The sequence below is a fragment of the Methylobacter sp. S3L5C genome, assembly GCF_022788635.1.
Taxonomy (GTDB): domain Bacteria; phylum Pseudomonadota; class Gammaproteobacteria; order Methylococcales; family Methylomonadaceae; genus Methylobacter_C.
Window position 1 is genome coordinate 2717570 of sequence record NZ_CP076024.1, and the last position, 16862, is coordinate 2734431.

General features: G+C 45.2%; 14 protein-coding genes and 1 pseudogene. 9 read left to right on the forward strand and 6 right to left on the reverse strand.

Annotated features, from left to right (window positions below; translation table 11 throughout):
* Window positions 1-16: 16 nt before the first annotated feature.
* The 4 genes from KKZ03_RS12140 to KKZ03_RS12155 all read left to right on the forward strand — a co-directional run bounded on the left by KKZ03_RS12140 (window position 17) and on the right by KKZ03_RS12155 (window position 4440).
* The gene (locus KKZ03_RS12140) at window positions 17-1366 is read left to right on the forward strand and encodes an adenosylmethionine--8-amino-7-oxononanoate transaminase (protein WP_243217107.1); all 1350 of its coding nucleotides are present in this window, start codon (window positions 17-19) and stop codon (window positions 1364-1366) included.
* 142 nt (window positions 1367-1508) lie between these two features.
* The gene (locus tag KKZ03_RS12145) at window positions 1509-3158 is read left to right on the forward strand and encodes a formylmethanofuran dehydrogenase subunit A (RefSeq protein WP_243217108.1); all 1650 of its coding nucleotides are present in this window, start codon (window positions 1509-1511) and stop codon (window positions 3156-3158) included.
* A 55-nt stretch (window positions 3159-3213) separates the two neighbouring features.
* On the forward strand, window positions 3214-3672 hold the full coding sequence (locus KKZ03_RS12150; RefSeq protein WP_243217109.1) for a hypothetical protein: 459 nt from the start codon (window positions 3214-3216) through the stop codon (window positions 3670-3672).
* 120 nt (window positions 3673-3792) lie between these two features.
* Window positions 3793-4440, forward strand: a complete 648-nt coding sequence (locus KKZ03_RS12155; RefSeq protein WP_243217110.1) for a MarC family protein — start codon at window positions 3793-3795, stop codon at window positions 4438-4440.
* Window positions 4441-4614: 174 nt separating this feature from the next.
* Here the strand turns inward: KKZ03_RS12155 and KKZ03_RS12160 are convergent.
* The 6 genes and pseudogenes from KKZ03_RS12160 to KKZ03_RS12185 all read right to left on the reverse strand — a co-directional run.
* A pseudogene (locus KKZ03_RS12160) lies at window positions 4615-5276 on the reverse strand (IS1 family transposase); the annotation flags it as partial.
* A 212-nt stretch (window positions 5277-5488) separates the two neighbouring features.
* Entirely contained in the window at window positions 5489-6187 is a 699-nt protein-coding gene (locus KKZ03_RS12165; RefSeq protein WP_243217112.1) for an NrdJb, read from the reverse strand.
* Window positions 6188-6250: 63 nt separating this feature from the next.
* Window positions 6251-8401 (reverse strand): adenosylcobalamin-dependent ribonucleoside-diphosphate reductase, encoded by a 2151-nt coding sequence (locus KKZ03_RS12170; RefSeq protein WP_243217113.1) that lies wholly within the window; start codon window positions 8399-8401, stop codon window positions 6251-6253.
* Between the two features lie 530 nt (window positions 8402-8931).
* A complete protein-coding gene (locus KKZ03_RS12175) occupies window positions 8932-10593 on the reverse strand; it encodes a SulP family inorganic anion transporter (protein ID WP_243217114.1) in 1662 nt (553 codons plus the stop codon).
* A 64-nt stretch (window positions 10594-10657) separates the two neighbouring features.
* Window positions 10658-11533, reverse strand: coding sequence for a polyphosphate kinase 2 family protein (locus KKZ03_RS12180; protein ID WP_243217115.1), 876 nt, complete (start codon window positions 11531-11533; stop codon window positions 10658-10660).
* Between the two features lie 212 nt (window positions 11534-11745).
* Window positions 11746-13500 carry an ABC transporter ATP-binding protein gene (locus KKZ03_RS12185; RefSeq protein WP_243217116.1) on the reverse strand — a complete coding sequence of 585 codons (1755 nt, stop codon included), beginning with the start codon at window positions 13498-13500 and terminating at the stop codon, window positions 11746-11748.
* 174 nt (window positions 13501-13674) lie between these two features.
* On the opposite strand from KKZ03_RS12185, the gene atpD reads away from it, so the two are divergent.
* From atpD to KKZ03_RS12210, 5 genes are all read left to right on the forward strand, one after another.
* Entirely contained in the window at window positions 13675-15066 is a 1392-nt protein-coding gene (gene atpD / locus KKZ03_RS12190) for a F0F1 ATP synthase subunit beta (RefSeq protein WP_243217117.1), read from the forward strand.
* Window positions 15066-15476: a F0F1 ATP synthase subunit epsilon gene (locus KKZ03_RS12195; RefSeq protein ID WP_243217118.1), complete on the forward strand. Its 411-nt coding sequence runs from the start codon at window positions 15066-15068 to the stop codon at window positions 15474-15476. Before atpD ends, KKZ03_RS12195 begins: the two co-directional genes overlap by 1 nt.
* 118 nt (window positions 15477-15594) lie before the next feature.
* The gene (locus KKZ03_RS12200; protein WP_243217119.1) at window positions 15595-15867 is read left to right on the forward strand and encodes an AtpZ/AtpI family protein; all 273 of its coding nucleotides are present in this window, start codon (window positions 15595-15597) and stop codon (window positions 15865-15867) included.
* Between the two features lie 53 nt (window positions 15868-15920).
* Entirely contained in the window at window positions 15921-16586 is a 666-nt protein-coding gene (locus tag KKZ03_RS12205; protein ID WP_243217120.1) for a F0F1 ATP synthase subunit A, read from the forward strand.
* Window positions 16587-16589: 3 nt separating this feature from the next.
* Complete coding sequence (locus tag KKZ03_RS12210; RefSeq protein WP_243217121.1) at window positions 16590-16856, forward strand: ATP F0F1 synthase subunit C; 267 nt, start codon at window positions 16590-16592, stop codon at window positions 16854-16856.
* Window positions 16857-16862: the final 6 nt, after the last annotated feature.

Genomic DNA, 16862 nt, shown 5'->3' on the forward strand with positions numbered 1-16862 from the left:
GCTTCGGTGGTAACTCATGAATAATCAAACGATGGTGCAACGCGATTTGAAGGTGCTCTGGCATCCTTGCAGCCAGATGAAGGATCACGAATCAATACCGTTGATCCCGATCAAATCCGGCCAGGGCGTCTGGTTGGAAGATTTCGAGGGAAAGCGTTATCTGGATGCGATCAGTTCTTGGTGGGTGAATATTTTCGGGCATGCCAATCCGGTCATCAACCAGGCCGTCAAGCAACAGCTCGATACTCTGGAACACGTTATTCTCGGCGGGTTCACGCATGAAGCAGCGGTTACATTAGCCGAAAAACTGGTTGAAATCACGCCGCCTGGACTGGATAAATGTTTCTATGCCGATAACGGTTCGTCAGCCGTCGAAGTTGCGCTGAAGATGAGCTTTCATTACTGGCGCAATCTCGGTAAAACGCAAAAAACCCAATTCATTACGCTGGAAAATAGTTACCACGGCGAAACACTAGGCGCACTGGCGGTCGGCAATGTTGCGTTGTACAAGGAAACCTATGCGCCGCTGCTGATGGATGTCATCACGGTACCCGGGCCTGATTGCTATCATCGTGAAACTGGAGAAACTTGGCAAGATTATTCAATCCGCCGTTTCGCCGATATGGAGCGGGCTTTAGCGAAACACGCCGATTCGGTGTGTGCGGTGATCGTCGAGCCACTGGTACAATGCGCCGGCAGCATGCGCATGTATCACCCTGTGTATCTGACAATGCTGCGCGAGGCTTGCGACCGATACGGCGTGCATCTGATCGCCGACGAGATAGCGGTTGGTTTTGGCCGCACCGGCACCTTGTTCGCCTGCGAACAGGCGGCCATCAGCCCGGATTTCATCTGTCTGTCCAAAGGGCTGACCGGCGGCTATCTGCCCTTGTCGGCGGTGTTGACCAGCGATACGGTTTATCGGGCGTTTTACGACGATTACCAAAACCTCACCGCGTTTTTGCACTCGCACAGCTACACCGGAAATGCACTGGGTTGCCGGGCGGCATTGGCAACTATAGGACTGTTTCAGCAGCATGATGTACTCGGCAACAATCGCCGGTTGGCGGCTGTCATGGCCAAAGCAGTCGAACGTTTCCAGGATCATCCCAACGTCGCCGAAGTCCGGCAAACCGGCATGATAGTCGCCATTGAGCTGGTCAAAAACAAACAAACCCGTGAAGCTTACCCGTGGCAGCAACGTCGTGGCTTGAGAGTCTATCAGTATGCGCTTAGGTGTGGCGTGTTGTTGCGGCCACTGGGCAATGTCATTTATTTCATGCCGCCCTATGTGATCACGGAACAGGAGATCGCACTGATGATCGAAGTCGCCTGGCAGGGTATTCAATACGCGGTGCGCGACTGATGTGCGTTTCTCGTGTATCTGTCACGGCCTCAGTTAATTCAGTAGCCGTATCGAAATCGATGGTAATGATGTCAAATCAAAAGAAACACCGTCATGCTGACAATGCCGGGGAAATTAAAAATTTTAATAAAAGGTGGAGTAAATGCTGAGCAAACTGATTGGGGGAATACTTTATGATCCAGCGCAAAAGGTTAATGGAGAGCATCACGATATTTTTATCCGGGATGGCTTTATCGTCTGCGATCCTGGGCCAGATGCCAAGTTTGATGAAGTTTATGATATTGCTGGCAAAGTCGTGATGGCTGGCGCCATTGATATCCATAGTCATATCGCCGGCGGTAACGTCAACACCGCCCGCCTGTTGTTGCCGGAACAGCATCGCAATCATATGGCGCGGCGCTTAAATCATCCATTTAGTACAGCCAAGTGGTCGACGACCCATACAGGCTACCGTTACGCACGGATGGGCTATACCACTGTAGTCGAACCGGCCATGCTGCCGGTCAATGCGTTGGATGTGCATCTGCAAATGGCGGACATTCCGATTCTGGATACTGCCGCGCTAGCGATACTCGGTAACGATGACTTGTTGCTGAGACTAATGCGCGGCCGGGCCAGTCAGTCGCAAATTAATGATTACGTAGCTTGGACACTGCATACCACCTGCGCTCTGGGTCTAAAAGTCATCAATGCCGGTGGTGCTAATGCTTTTAAAAGCAATGCCCGCCAGTTTGGCCTGGATGATATCGTCCCGGATTACGGCGTTAGCTCAAGACAAATACTGCAAACCCTGCAACGCGCTACCTGTGAATTGGGAGTCCCGCATCCTGTGCATGTGCATTGCAATAATTTGGGCATACCAGGCAATGTCGATACTGCTCTGGCGACTATGGAAGCAGCGCAAGGCTTACCGATGCATTTGGCCCATGTCCAGTTTTATGCTTATGGCAATGAAGGCGCGCGCGGTTTTTCGTCAGCGGCAGCTCAGCTGTTGGATGGTTTTCGCCGCCATCCCAATATCACCATGGATGTCGGACAGGTATTGTTCGGCCAGACCGTGACCATCTCCGGCGACGTGATAGCCCAATACAGCCGGCATGGGGACGCCAGCCCCAACAAATGGGTCATGTGGGATGCTGAGTGCGAAGGCTCAGGCGGCGTGGTGCCTTACGGTTATCGGCAAACCAGTTTCGTCAATAGCCTACAATGGGCCATAGGTTTAGAGATGTTTCTGCTGGCAGAAGATCCTGGACGAGTGTTTTTTACCACCGACCACCCCAACGGAGCGCCGTTCACTTGCTACCCGCAACTGTTCAGATTGTTGATGGATTACCAGTATCGCTTGGCTTGCCTGGAAAGAATACATCCGGATGTGGTTGCCATGACATTACTGAAAGACCTTAAAAAAGAGTTCTCCCTCTACGAAATTGCCGTGATGACACGCACGGCCGCAGCCAACTTGCTAGGGTTATACGATCGAGGTCATCTAGCACCCGGTGCAATTGCGGATATCGCTGTCTATACCCGTCAAGATAACAAGGAAGCCATGTTCGATCGGGCGGCGCTAGTATTTAAGAATGGCCGCCTCGTGGTGCGTGACGGTGAAGTGGTAGAGCGTATTCGTGGGACTGCTCAGATGATTTATCCAAGCTATGATCCAGGCATCAAACGCACGATTAAAAACCATTTCGACCGATTTTATAGTCTATCCCTAGAAAATTTTACAATTAAAGATGTTGATTTCGTCCAACGAGACCAAGAACGCTTCGTTGTACATGATTGTCGCAGTTAATCATTGAAAAATATTAAACAAAATACTAATGAGGTTGTTCTAGATGAAAAACATCATGAATAAATTTGAATTACTGATAGCATGGCTTGCTACTCACGCCGGCGCCCTGTACCGCTTTATTGGCAGTGTAACAGTTTCTATTATATTGGGCATACCTACTTTGGTGTTGTTTGGCGATACACTGTTGTCGCTGCTCGGACATGCTCTCGCGGTGCTGGGACATAGTTTGCATTTGCTATTTGAGCTTTTTGAATCTATAACTGGACATATCCTCGAGGAGGCTTTTCATCTGCATAAGAGAACAGCGGAAATTATTTTTTTCTGGAGTAGCATGGCGGTGGCCATTGGCTTATCGTGGTATCTTTCGCGCAAGGCGCATATTGCCGCGCTACGCGCAGTCACCACAGCTCGAGAACGACGGATCGAGCTGGAGGAATCATCTAAAATCATAATTGGAATTCGTATTGCACTTATCATCAGTTCGCTAAGTGCGACCCTTTATTTTTTCAACTAATGCCATAGGTATTTACGGAGCTGATATTAATGTCATTCGAGCGGCTGGCCTATACGCAACCGATATTTCCGGCAAACTAATTTTTACAACCAGCACAATCAATTTAAATAATTAATCTCTATGTCGCATTTACTTAATTGGACTGAACTACTTAAAGATATTGTCGGTATGTTTGCGATTCTTAATCCCTTAGGTGCAATCCCGATTTACCTGACTATGACCGCCCATAAATCAATAGTCGAAATGCGCCATATAGCCGCTAAGGCGTCAATTGCTGTTGGCGTTATATTAATTATTTCGATCTGGGCCGGTAATTTACTATTACAGTTTTTCGGTATCGGTATGCCCGCCTTCCGCATTGCCAGCGGTCTTTTAGTGATGCTCATCGCGATTTCAATGTTTCAAGCCAAAATAAGCCAGGCAATACATACCCATGCAGAAGCGCTAGAAGCGGAAGATAAAGAAGGTATAGCCGTGGTGCCTCTGGCGATTCCTTTGCTGGCAGGGCCCGGTGCAATCAGTCTGGTCATCGTCAATGCAGAGCAGATGTCCCATTGGACTGATAAAGCAATGATTAGCTTAGTGTCTGTATTTTTAGCCGGCGTTGTGTGGATAATTTTAAGCTTGGCAGTGCCTTTAGGAAAGCGATTAGGTACGGCCGGCATTAACATAGCAACCCGGATTATGGGACTCCTGCTGGCAGCCATGGCGGTTCAGTTTATTGCCAACGGTTTGATTGCGTTGTTTCCAGCATGGACGCATGTGTGAGTCAATCTGCAATTTCTTATACAATGACGGACAGTGGCTTTAGGCTACTTTATAACTTCCCAATTTTAGACCTGTCAAACAGGCACTTTTTTGGGATGTATCTACCATCGGTGTTCACAAGGAAAACGGCCACACTGAACACATATAAAAAACGGTAGTGGATGAAATCTGTAATCATCTGTAAATATCAAGTCCAAACTCAACTTTATTAGTTAGTAATCCGATGACCTTATCATGCATCAATTCCAGCTTCGAAAAGCAAATTGTTTTGCGTACCAGACGTTTAATCCACGTCCTAAAGTTTAGGTTTTTACGTTCTATTTTTGGGTATTGCGCTTACCAACTTCATGCTTGTCGGCATCGAGATGGGGTTCATAGGCACCCCAATCATCTGTGTAGTACCGTTTGATGCCAAATGGTTCAAGTAACACTTTAAGTTTTTGAAAAACCATATCCTTACGCTTGCCGAACATACAGGCAAGCACGGTGTTGGTAGCGTGATCAACAGTGTGCCAGAGCCAACGTTGGTTGGATTTATTACCGACATAAGACCACTGTTCGTCGAGTTCTGCCTCACACCCCGCGTCCTCTAGTCTAACGTTCAGTTCGCCGTTGGCACTTAACTCAACTATTTTGGGATTAACCTGAACAAGACTGATGGCTTTATTTCTTAACGTGTTAATAACCGTATTCTTATCGATTTTTAGCACACGACCCGTATCACGAATTTCACTGCCATTGATTGCCATATCAATCACCCGCTCCTTTATGCCTGGCTCGCAGGCTCGGTAACGATATTTCAGCATAAAGGTTTTAGTTGGGCAATCTGGCTCTTGGCAACGGTAACTACGAAATGGAAGGGATTCAAGTAGTCACTCGAAAATCAAATTTTTTAGTCGCCGCTTTATACGTGAATGCACACCTCCGAATTTAATCCAAGGTTATAACTTTAGTTGCAGCTTATGGTGTAAAAATTGCAGCTTATGAGTGCCAAGGTGCAGCTTATGGGGTAACCCACACAAGTTTTGGGTTGCGTACCCTCATCATCTCAACCACACTTACTATCGCCGCAATTCAAACAGGTCATACAGCCATCCATTAACACCAGGGCTTTGGTTTGGCATTTTCCGCAGAGCAGGGCTTTGGCAGGAAAGCTGCCGGATTCATCCAGCGTTGACGTGTCGTTATGGATGGCTTCAAATTCCTTGCGTTTGGCGGCCAGGAATTTTTTTTGATGATTATCCATATCATGGGTTTGGAGCATACCGATTTTTTTGAGATGTTGTTCAATGGTACAGCCAATCTCGGCGACTAATGACGGCATAAAGACGCCGCCCTTTTTAAAGTATCCGCCTTTGGGATCAAAAACGGATTTAAGTTCTTCAACCAGAAAGCAGGAATCACCGCCTTTACGAAATACGGCAGAGATAACCCGGGTCAGCGCCAGTACCCACTGAAAATGTTCCATGTTTTTGGAGTTAATAAATACCTCATACGGGCGGCGCTCTTCGTACTCGGTATCCATATTCAAAATCATGTCATTGATGGTGATATACATCGCATGCTCTGATTGCGGGGTTTTGATCTTGTAAGTTGAGCCAAACAGGATTTCAGGACGCGCTACATTTTCATGCATACTTTCGCGGTCTTGTAGTTGAGCTTCCGCTTTGGCTTGTTCGGCGTTAATTTTGTCTTCGTTACTGATAACTTTGTAGCTAATAATTTTTTTGTTGATTGCGTATGCCATGATCTTTTTCCTGATAGGTTCTGTGCAGTCAGGGCAATCACAAGGGATTGTCCTGACAAGGGATTAAAATTTACCGTAATAGCCTTCTTTTAAGGCATCAAATAAATTTGCTGCACTGTGCATTTCGCCATCATATTCAACTTCATCATTACCTTTAAGCTCTATCACTTCACCGTCTTCAAGGGTAAATTGATAGGTGGTATTTTCCAGATCAGATTCTTTAACGAGTACGCCTTGAAAAACTTCAGGGTTAAAGCGGAACGTGGTGCAGCCTTTCAGGCCTTTGTCATAAGCATATTCGTAAATAGACTTAAACTCTTCGTAAGGAAAATCAGTGGGCACATTGGCAGTTTTGGAGATGGAAGAATCTATCCATTTCTGCGCGGCAGCCTGGATATCCACGTGTTGTTTTGGGCTAACGTCATCAGCGGCGATAAAGTAGTCCGGTAATTGTTGTTCCACGTTTTCACTGTAAGGCATGGCATTGGCATTGATCATTTCCCGATAGGCCAACAATTCAAAAGAAAATACATCAATTTTCTCTTTGGATTTTTTACCGGCACGAATCACATTACGAGAGTAATGATGGGCAAAGCTGGGTTCTATACCGTTGCTGGCATTATTGGCAAGAGACAGGGAAATAGTGCCGGTTGGTGCAATAGAGCTGTGATGGCTAAAACGTGCACCGGTTTCAATCAGATCGCTAATCAATTCGGGTTCTTCTTTAGCCAGTTGCTGCATATAGCGGCTGTATTTTGCGAGTAATAATTTGCCGGGAACTTCATCGCCCACTTTATAACCATCGGTAATCATTTCAGGGCGTTTATGCAACATTTCACCGCTAACGGTAAATAATTGCTCCATAATGGGGGCAGGGCCTTTCTCTTTTGCCAAGGATAATCCGGCTTTCCAGCCTTCTACGGCTAAAACTTTGGTGACTTCTTCGGTAAAGTCAACGGAAGGGGCGTCACCGTATTTCATGCCCAGCATGGTAACGGTTGAACCCAACCCTAAATAACCCATGCCATGCCGACGCTTGCTAATAATTTCTTCACGTTGTTGAGGCAAGGGCAGGCCATTAATTTCGACAACATTATCCAGCATACGGGTAAAAATATTGATGGCTTTGCGATAAGTTTCCCAATCAAAATGCGCGTCTTTGGTAAAAGGTTTCTTAACAAAACGGGTCAGGTTGATGGAGCCTAACAAACAACTGCCATAAGGCGGCAATGGCTGCTCTCCGCAAGGGTTGGTAGCGCGAATCTTTTCACAAAACCAGTTATTATTCATTTCGTTAACTTTGTCGATTAGGATAAATCCCGGTTCGGCATAATCGTAAGTGGAACTCATAATAATGTCCCACAACCGACGCGCGGGAATGGTTTTGGTTATTTTGCAGGCGATCAGGCCGTCATTATTGATGACATAGCCGTCCGTGGCAGGTAGCTCACGCCAGAGGATTTTAGTCTTATCAGTTAAGTCCAGCTTATCCAGTTGGACTTCTTTTTCGGTCACCGGAAATGATAGTGGCCAAGGCAGATCATTTTTTACCGCCTGCATAAATTCTGTGGTAATCAGCAGTGATAGGTTAAATTGGCGTAAACGGCCATTTTCACGTTTGGCGCGAATAAATTCCACGACATCGGGATGACCGACATCAAAAGTGGCCATTTGTGCGCCGCGCCTTCCACCTGCTGACGAGACGGTAAAACACATCTTGTCATAAATATCCATAAACGATAGCGGTCCTGAAGTATAAGCGCCGGCTCCCGAGACATAAGCATCTTTGGGTCTTAGGGTTGAAAATTCATAGCCTATCCCGCAACCGGCTTTAAGCGTTAATCCCGCTTCGTGCACTTTACCCAGAATATCATCCATGGAATCGGCGATAGTACCAGAAACCGTGCAGTTAATGGTTGAGGTCGCGGGTTTATGCGCCAATGCACCGGCATTGGAAATAATACGGCCAGCAGGGATAACGCCCTGACGTAATGCCCAGAGAAATTCTTTGTAATATTGTTCCTGTTTATTTTTGCCTTTTTCTACGCCGGAAAGTGCTTTGGCAATACGTTGATAAGTTTCATCAATAGAGCCATCAAGGGCGACACCATCTTTGCTTTTTAAGCGATATTTTGTATCCCAAATATCCATTGAAGCGTCTTGAAAAGGGATTTCCGTGACGGTATTGGGGATGGCATGAAGATGTGCTGACATGAGTGATATTCCTTGCCGTAGCGGCTTAAACAAGTGAAAAGAAACCATAAATCAGCACCTTAGGTGCTTGTAGGATTCAGGCTTTAGAATCTATATGTAGATGTTTTTTAAATTATTGGCACAATATATAGTGTTTTTAAGAAAAGACAATCGTTTTTTAGGGCAGAAAAAAACACTAAAAAAAAGCCTGTCCAGGTGCTTGTTTTTTAAGGCCTGGTTTTTTTTATTACTGGGTTGGCATAAAAAAAAGCGCATTATTGACTGTTTTGGTTGCCGTGTTTGCGGAGGGTGAAAAACAGTGACAAGTGAGGTCATAATAATCAGGAGTTTTACTTTTTTATTTAAGCAGGTAGTGTGTATAGCTACGATGCCGGTCAGAGTTTGTAACTTCTACTGAAACGTTTGAAGATTTTAGTCGCTTTCAAAACCTGAGTGACGAGGTTACAAGCCCAAGCCCTGTCACGCTTCGCGGTCTACGTCTATTTTTTTAGTGGTTTACCGGTTTTTATAGTGTGGGGTTGAATATCGCCTTAGGTATTCGCTTGTTGTCTTACCGCAATAGCTTCGTGTAAGGTCGAAAAAATAAACTCGTCGCCAATTGCGGAAGTAATACCATGGCGATTCATATCGGCTCGCAGGTAAGTGTTGACGCGGCCAAAAACCAGGGTGACACCGTAGCGTTTTAGATCAACACACAAATCCAGCAAAGAGCGCGCGGCGGAGTAATCAATATCGGTCATCGCGCCGGCATCAACGATAAACCAGCGTACCGGGGTTGGGGCATGTTCTATCAATGCACGTACTTCATCAGCGAAGCGGTTGTCGTTGGCGTAGAACAAATCTGCACCGAATCGATAAACAACCAGGCCGGGCTCTGTCTCAATACCGGGTAGTGCCGAAATGGGTAACCACCGACCGCTATTATCGGGTGTTAGTACCATGGTATGTGGACGATAGCTGTGTTGAACATGCCGGAGTAGCGACAATGTTACCGCCAGCAGGATGCCTTGTTCAAGCCCGACCAGTGCCACTACGACAGCCGTAATAATGGCTAAATTGAATTCACCGGGACTCTCGCTGCGAATATCACGCAGACTTTTAAAATCGATAAGCCCGATAGCAATAGTAAAAACAATGCCGGCGAGTACACTGCGGGGCAGGTATTGTAGCGGTCCGGTAAAAAACAACAGTACCAGCAATACGATACCGGCAAATACGAGCTGTGCCATTTGGCTGCGAGCACCCGCGAGGTCAGCCATTGCGGTCTGGGTAGGACTGCCATTGACCACAAAAGCACCGGATAAGGCCGCCGCCGTATTTGCCGCCGCTAAGCCCAGAATATCAGCATCCTCATCGACTCGTTCGTGATGACGGACTGCAAAGACACGCGAAGTTGCTGCACTTTGGGCAATAATGATGACAAAACAGGATAAGGCGATAGGGACAAGTTTAAGTAATTCGTCCCAGCTTACGGCAGGAAAATTTAGCGATGGTAATCCACCAGGCACCGGTCCGATAACGGCGATGCCGTAGTCGGAAAAATGGTAAGTATAACTCGCACCGATACCTGCCATCACTACAATCAAGGGTATAGGCAGCTTGGGCAGAAAGTGGCGACAGCCAAGGATACTGCTTATCACCAACGCCGATATGACGAGTGTAGGAAAATTTACCTGTCGTAGTCCATCGACAACCTGTTGGAGTTGTTCAATCGTTTTGTGCGTATTGACGGGTATGCCGGATATTTCTCCCAGCATGGCGATGATGATCTGGAAGCCTACACCGGTAAGAAAACCAACCAATACGGTACGTGAGAGAAAATCAGCGAGAAAACCCAGCTTGAAAATTCGGGCCAGCAACAGCAGCGCTGCAGTTATAAGCGCAACCATACAGACTAACGTCATATATTTCACGCTGGCTTGGGGTGCCATGCCGGACAGTCCACTGGAGAAAATAGCTGCAGTGGCTGAATCGGCAGCAACCACAAGATGGCGCGAGGAGCCAAAGATGGCAAACATAAGCAACGGCAGTAATGCCGTGTAGAGGCCGGTTATTGCTGGCGTCCCGGCGATTCGGGTATAACCCAGCACCTGCGGAATGTTCATCGCAGCCAGAGTCACACCGGCAATGGCATCGCGCATGATGCCACTCCGATTTAACGGTCGAAGACCTGAGAAAAAAATCAGCCGCATCGTCAGCTCCGAGGTTGGGTATTCGGTTGCCTACCCGTCAGTACTAGTGAGTTAGGTTACATTATCAAGATTTACTATTCTTGTTAAGCGGGTCATTCCCTTTACCTGCCTGTTTTTGCTCGGCAATATGGTACTTGTTACGAATTGCTTCCATATCCACATGCGTCGGTGGCAGCTTTAATCCCATTTCGTCAAGCGTATCGGCAATAATTTCCGAAATGGCAAGATTACGAAACCATTTGTGGTTTGCGGGAATAATGTACCACGGTGCGTGTTGGGTACTGGTTTTTTCCAGGGCATCTTCGTAAGCTGCGATATATTTTGGCCATAATTCGCGTTCAGAGTAATCGGCATCGGTGATTTTCCAGTTTCTGGCAGGATCATCCAGGCGCTGTTTGAAACGTTCCAATTGTTCTTCCGGACTGATGTGCAGAAAAAACTTCAGAATCCGGGTACCGTTACTTGAGAGCATTTTCTCAAAATCGTTGATTAAGTCGTAGCGTTTTGACCAGATTGATTTTTTCGCCAGCTTATGCACACGTACAACCAGTACATCTTCATAGTGGGAACGATTAAAAATGACTATTTCGCCTTTGCTCGGAGTGCGCTGGTGTGCCCTCCAGAGGAAATCATGAGCCGCTTCTTCTTTACTCGGTTGCTTAAAGCCGAATACGGAGGTTCCTTGCGGGTTCATGCCACTAAATAAATGCCGTATTACGCCATCTTTACCGGCGGCATCAAGTGCCTGCAATACCACCAGCAGTGACTGATCACCATCGGCATAAAGCAGGTACTGTAGCTTGTCCATACGGCCAACGTGTTCCTGTATCTTGGTTAGTGCCTTTTCGTGAGATTCGTGCTGGTCAGTGTAGGCAGGATCAATTTTGTCCAGGTGAATTTTTTCACCGGGTTTAACCATAAATTTTTTGCTGTAGCTCATATTCATACACCCCTTATTTTATGAATTGCTTAAAATCTCTAGCTGCATAAGTTAGGCAAATATTAGCATAATGTTTTATCGGAACACACATTTAGTGTAGATGCCAGGAGGCTGGATAATTTGTCAAAATCTATCGGCTTAAGCAGGTAATGATTAAACTCCGTAGATTTTAAAAAGTTAATGATAATTTTTTCTGTGCTGGAAAAATACCCTTAATCAACCAGAAAATCGCCGCTTTGATGCTGCCACATGGCGTAGTATTTACCTTTTTTGGCAAGTAATTGTTGATGTGTGCCTTGTTCGATGATGCGGCCTTTTTCCAGAACGATAATACGATCCATCTTTAAGATAGTTGATAGTCGGTGGGCGATCACAATCGCCGTTTTATGTTTTATCAGTTCAAAAATAGCGACCTGTATTTTTTTTTCTGTGAGTGAATCCAGTGCACTGGTTGCTTCATCCAACACTACGATAGGTGCATCTTCAAGAAAGGCTCGGGCAATAGCAATACGTTGTCTTTCACCTCCTGAAAGCTTTACGCCACGTTCTCCTACCAGTGTATCAAAAGTATCAGGTAAACCATTGATAAACTCCAGGCAACGGGATTTTTGGGCAACAGCAATAAGCTGCGCTTCTGAAATGTTGGCACCCAGGGTAATATTATCGCGTATCGAACGATGAAATAAATCTGGTTGCTGGGGCACCATGGATATTTGTTGACGTAAAGTTTCCAAATTAAAGGCTTTGGCATCAATACCGTCAAAAGTTACCGTGCCTTTCTGGGGGTCAAGAAAGCGAAACAGCAGCTTGGTCAAGGTTGATTTACCTGAACCGGATTGACCGACTATGGCGATTTTTTCACCGGCTTTTATCGTTAAGGAGAAATCTTTAAATAGCGGTGTCTGGCGAGTATTTGTCTCATTATAGGTAAAACAAAGTTTGTTAAAGCTGATTGCACCTTTGCTGATGATAAGCGGAAGCGCATAATCGGTATCTGCTTCAATATCGTCTTGTCTGAAAATTTCGGCCATTTCGGACGCATCAGCCAAAGCGGTAAAAAAAGTTCTGAAATTACGACCAAACTCCCATAAACGTTGGATCAGTATGAGCATAATCGACTGAAATAAAACAAACTCACCGACCTGAAAAATACCGGTTGTCCATTTTTGGATCATTAAATAAACCAACAGTAATTCAATACCAAAAGTCATGATGCCTTGTACGGCAAAAGAGATAAAGGTAAACAGCCAGGCTATTTTCTTTTTTTTATAAACAAAATCCGACGCTTTGTTGATACGTGCTTGTTCGTTGGCTTCCATGGCAAAGCTTTTGACAATAAAAATATTGCTGATGGCATCTGAATACACGCCGCCAACAATAGAATCGGCTTCTGAAACCGCTTGATCAAAACGCATTTTCCAGATTGAATAGACGATATTCCAGCTGATAAAAAGCCCAACCCAGATCAGAAAATAGAATGCGAATTCAGGCTGTTGCTGGTAAAAGATGGTGAATGAAATGACTATCGCCAGAATATTCATGTAAAACTGGAATAAAAACCAGTCCATAATGGTTTCAAAGGAGCGTGAAAAACGATTGGCTTGTTTGATTAAACTGCCTGAAAAACTATTCTCGAAAAAGACATATTTTTGTTTTTTAAGGACATCAAAACAGCGTTTTTCCAATAAATTAATACCGCCGCCATCAAGCGGAATAATAGCGATTTCAAGTAATCGCCATGATACCCAGACACCGGCATAAATAAAGCCAATCTGTTTTAAATTTTCCAGTAATAGCGCCAGCGTCGCTTCGGAATAGGGCGCCGCCAGTTCATTGGCAATGTTTTTATAGTAAACAGGGGCTGATAAATCCAGTGTAATAGAGCAACCCAGAGCGAATAAAGCCATAAAGAAATAGCCTTTTTTCTGCCAGACAACCTTGCAGTATTCTTTAAATATTATATCCATTATTTATGTTGCTTGATTATTTGCTTGTTTTGTTTCAGGATTCAATGTGGAGAATATTTTGTGGCATTGCATCAAATCCAGTATACAGTAGATAGGCGGCATTTGATTTTAGCAAAGCCCATTCTTTAATAATCGTTAAAGCATTATTTTTGTAACAACACAGAGCGTGTAACCTTGAATAATTTATCGACGCCACCAGAAAACCGGCAAGCTATCGGTACCATTGTTGAAGTTCATGGTCCGGTGGTAATTATTGATTGCACGCAGTTGCCACCATTACGTCAGGCTTTATGTACTTGCTTTGATCACGGCTGCTATCTGTTTGAGGTTCATCAACATCTTGATGAACGTCATGTCAGGGCAATTACCTTGCATGGCACGGCAGGTTTAAGTCGGGGCATCATTATTTATGATACCGGTGCACCCTTGCAGATTCCGGTATCGGAACAATGTCTGGGCCGCTTGTTAAATATCTTTGGCGAGCCGCTGGACGGGTTGCCAGCCTTGGTAACAAATGAATTTCGTAACATTCATACAAAACCGTTGCCATTATCGCAAGCCATAGGAATCAGCGGGATTTTGGAGACGGGTATTAAAGTCATCGATTTATTATGTCCTTTTGTTAAAGGCGGCAAAACCGGTTTATTCGGTGGGGCAGGGGTAGGGAAAACCGTTCTGGTTATGGAATTTATTCATGCGGTTTCTGCCATTCATAAAGGGGTTTCCGTTTTTGCCGGGATTGGCGAACGTATCCGCGAAGCCCACGAGTTGTGGCGTGAAATGCAGCAAGCGGGTGTCATGCAGGATACCCTGATGGTCTTCGGGCAAATGGATGAGTCGCCCGGGGTGCGTTTTCGGGTGGGTTTGTCGGCCTTAACTTATGCCGAATATCTGCGCGATACCTTGCATAAAGAAGTCTTGTTTGTCGTCGATAATGTCTTTCGTTTTGTTCAGGCCGGCAGCGAAATATCCAGTCTGCTGGGGCGTATGCCTGCTACGGTGGGTTATCAGCCAACACTGACGACTGAAGTTGCTGAACTGGAGGATAGAATACTGTCCACGAGGCAGGGCGCCATTACTTCGGTACAGGCCGTTTATGTACCTGCCGACGATATGACTGACCCTGCGGTTAGTGCGATATTGAGTCATTTGGATACGATCGTTATTTTGTCCAGAGATCAGGCCAGTAAAGGTATTTATCCGGCTGTCGATCCTTTGCGCTCAAGTAGTAAATTGATGGATAAGCATACGCTGGGTAATCGCCATTATACGGTAGCTCAAAGCGTCCGTGAGCATCTTGCACGTTATCATGAACTCGAAGATATTATTGCCATGTTGGGTATTGAAGAATTATCCGAGGTTGATCGTAAAATCGTGATGCGTGCCCGTAAATTACAACGTTATTTGACCCAGCCCTTTTCAGTGTTAGCCCGGCATACCAAACAAACCGGCGTGTCAGTGACGCTGGAACAAACGTTAACAGATTGTGAAGCTTTCTTGGCCGGGAACCATGATGATTTATCCGAAGAGCAATGCTATATGCGTGGCTCCATGCAGGAAAGTTAATGCACTCATTTGTATTGAATCTGTTTGATGCAACACATGAGCTGCGTATTGCCGGCGTTACTTCTTTTGTCGGTGAAGATGCCTCGGGGTATTTTGGAGTTAAGCCCAATCATGCACGGTTTATGACCACACTGGTTTTTGGCTTGGCGCGTTTTAGTTTGGGAGCAGACGATTGGCAGTATTTGGCTCTGCCCGACGCTGTTATTTATTTTAACAATAACGAGTTAACGATCAGCACACGACATTTCTTGATAGATACCGATATTGAACGGATCAGTGTTTTATTGGAACAGCAATTAATAACCGAGGAAGAAAATTTGCATGCGACGCGGGAAAGTTTGCATCGTATGGAACAGGCGATCTTTAAGCGTATGTTGGCGCTTAAACGTAAAATAGTATGGCAAGCTTAAATATTTATATGGCACTATATTTTTTTATTTGAGATAGCACTTTATTGTAATCAGAGTAGCATTGCTGTTAGATACCGGGAACGGTAAACAGGTTTTTCTACCGCCTTTTATAGTGATTATGAATAATCAACAGCGTCTCAAAAAAAAGATTGAAAGTCAGCTTAAACGCATTAAAAAAGCCGAACATGACAGGCCGAATTTATTATCACAAACGGTTTATATCGGCACTTTGGGTCTGGTAATGGTGTTACCCATAGTTGGTGGAGTTTATCTGGGGCATTGGCTGGATGGTCAGCTGGAAGGTTACTCAACACGTTGGACGTTGAGTTTATTGTTTACCGGCCTGGTTATCGGGATTTTTAACATGTATTTTCTGATTAAAGACAAATAGACAAATGCTCTTTCCTTCTGGAGAGGGCTTTCAAAATAAAATGAGACAAAATCATGGATCATGAATTTTCATTTGTTTTAGGACCCGTAGTCATTGGTGCATCAATCATTACTACGTGGGGAATTATGGGAGTCATTACGGTGATAGCCTGGTTTTCAACCCGGCACTTGGAGATGTTGCCCAATTCGTTACAAACTATGGTGGAAGGTATTGTCGCGACTATTGATGACGCCATAATTGCTGTTGCGCCTGAGCATGGTCGGCAAATAATGCCTTTTATCGCTTCCCTTTGGCTGTTTCTGATTATTGCCAATCTGGTAGGTTTAATTCCCGGTCTGGATTCGCCTACTCGTGATCTTTCGGTAACTTCGGCACTGGCTGTTTTAGTCTTTTTTTCGGTACACTGGTTTGGTATAAAAACACTGGGATTAAAAAATTACCTGCATCATTACCTGACACCCAGCCCGATTTTGCTGCCTTTTCATATTATTAGTGAATTTACCCGTACTCTGGCGCTGGCAATTCGGTTATTTGGCAATATGATGAGTCTGGAAATGGCTGCGATGTTGATTTTACTGGTGGCCGGCTTTCTCGCACCGATTCCCATTTTGATGTTACATATTATTGAAGCGTTGGTACAGGCCTATATCTTCGGTATGCTGGCACTTATTTATTTGGCAGGAGCCATGCAATCCCAACAACTTAATTCACCGGAGTAAATTATGACTGATATCGCCTTGATCGTTTTGGGTTCCAGCGTTGCGGCAATTATCGGTATCGCTTTGGGGGTCATGTTACCTGCGTTGGCGATGGGTAAAGCCATCAGTAGTGCGCTTGATGCCTTATCCCGGCAACCGGAATCCGAACGTTCAATTATGCGTACCTTATTTATCGGCTTGGCCATGATTGAATCACTGGCGATTTATTGCCTGGTGATTATCTTGATTGTCTTGTTCAGAAATCCATTGCTTGAATATATTTTTAAATAAAGATAC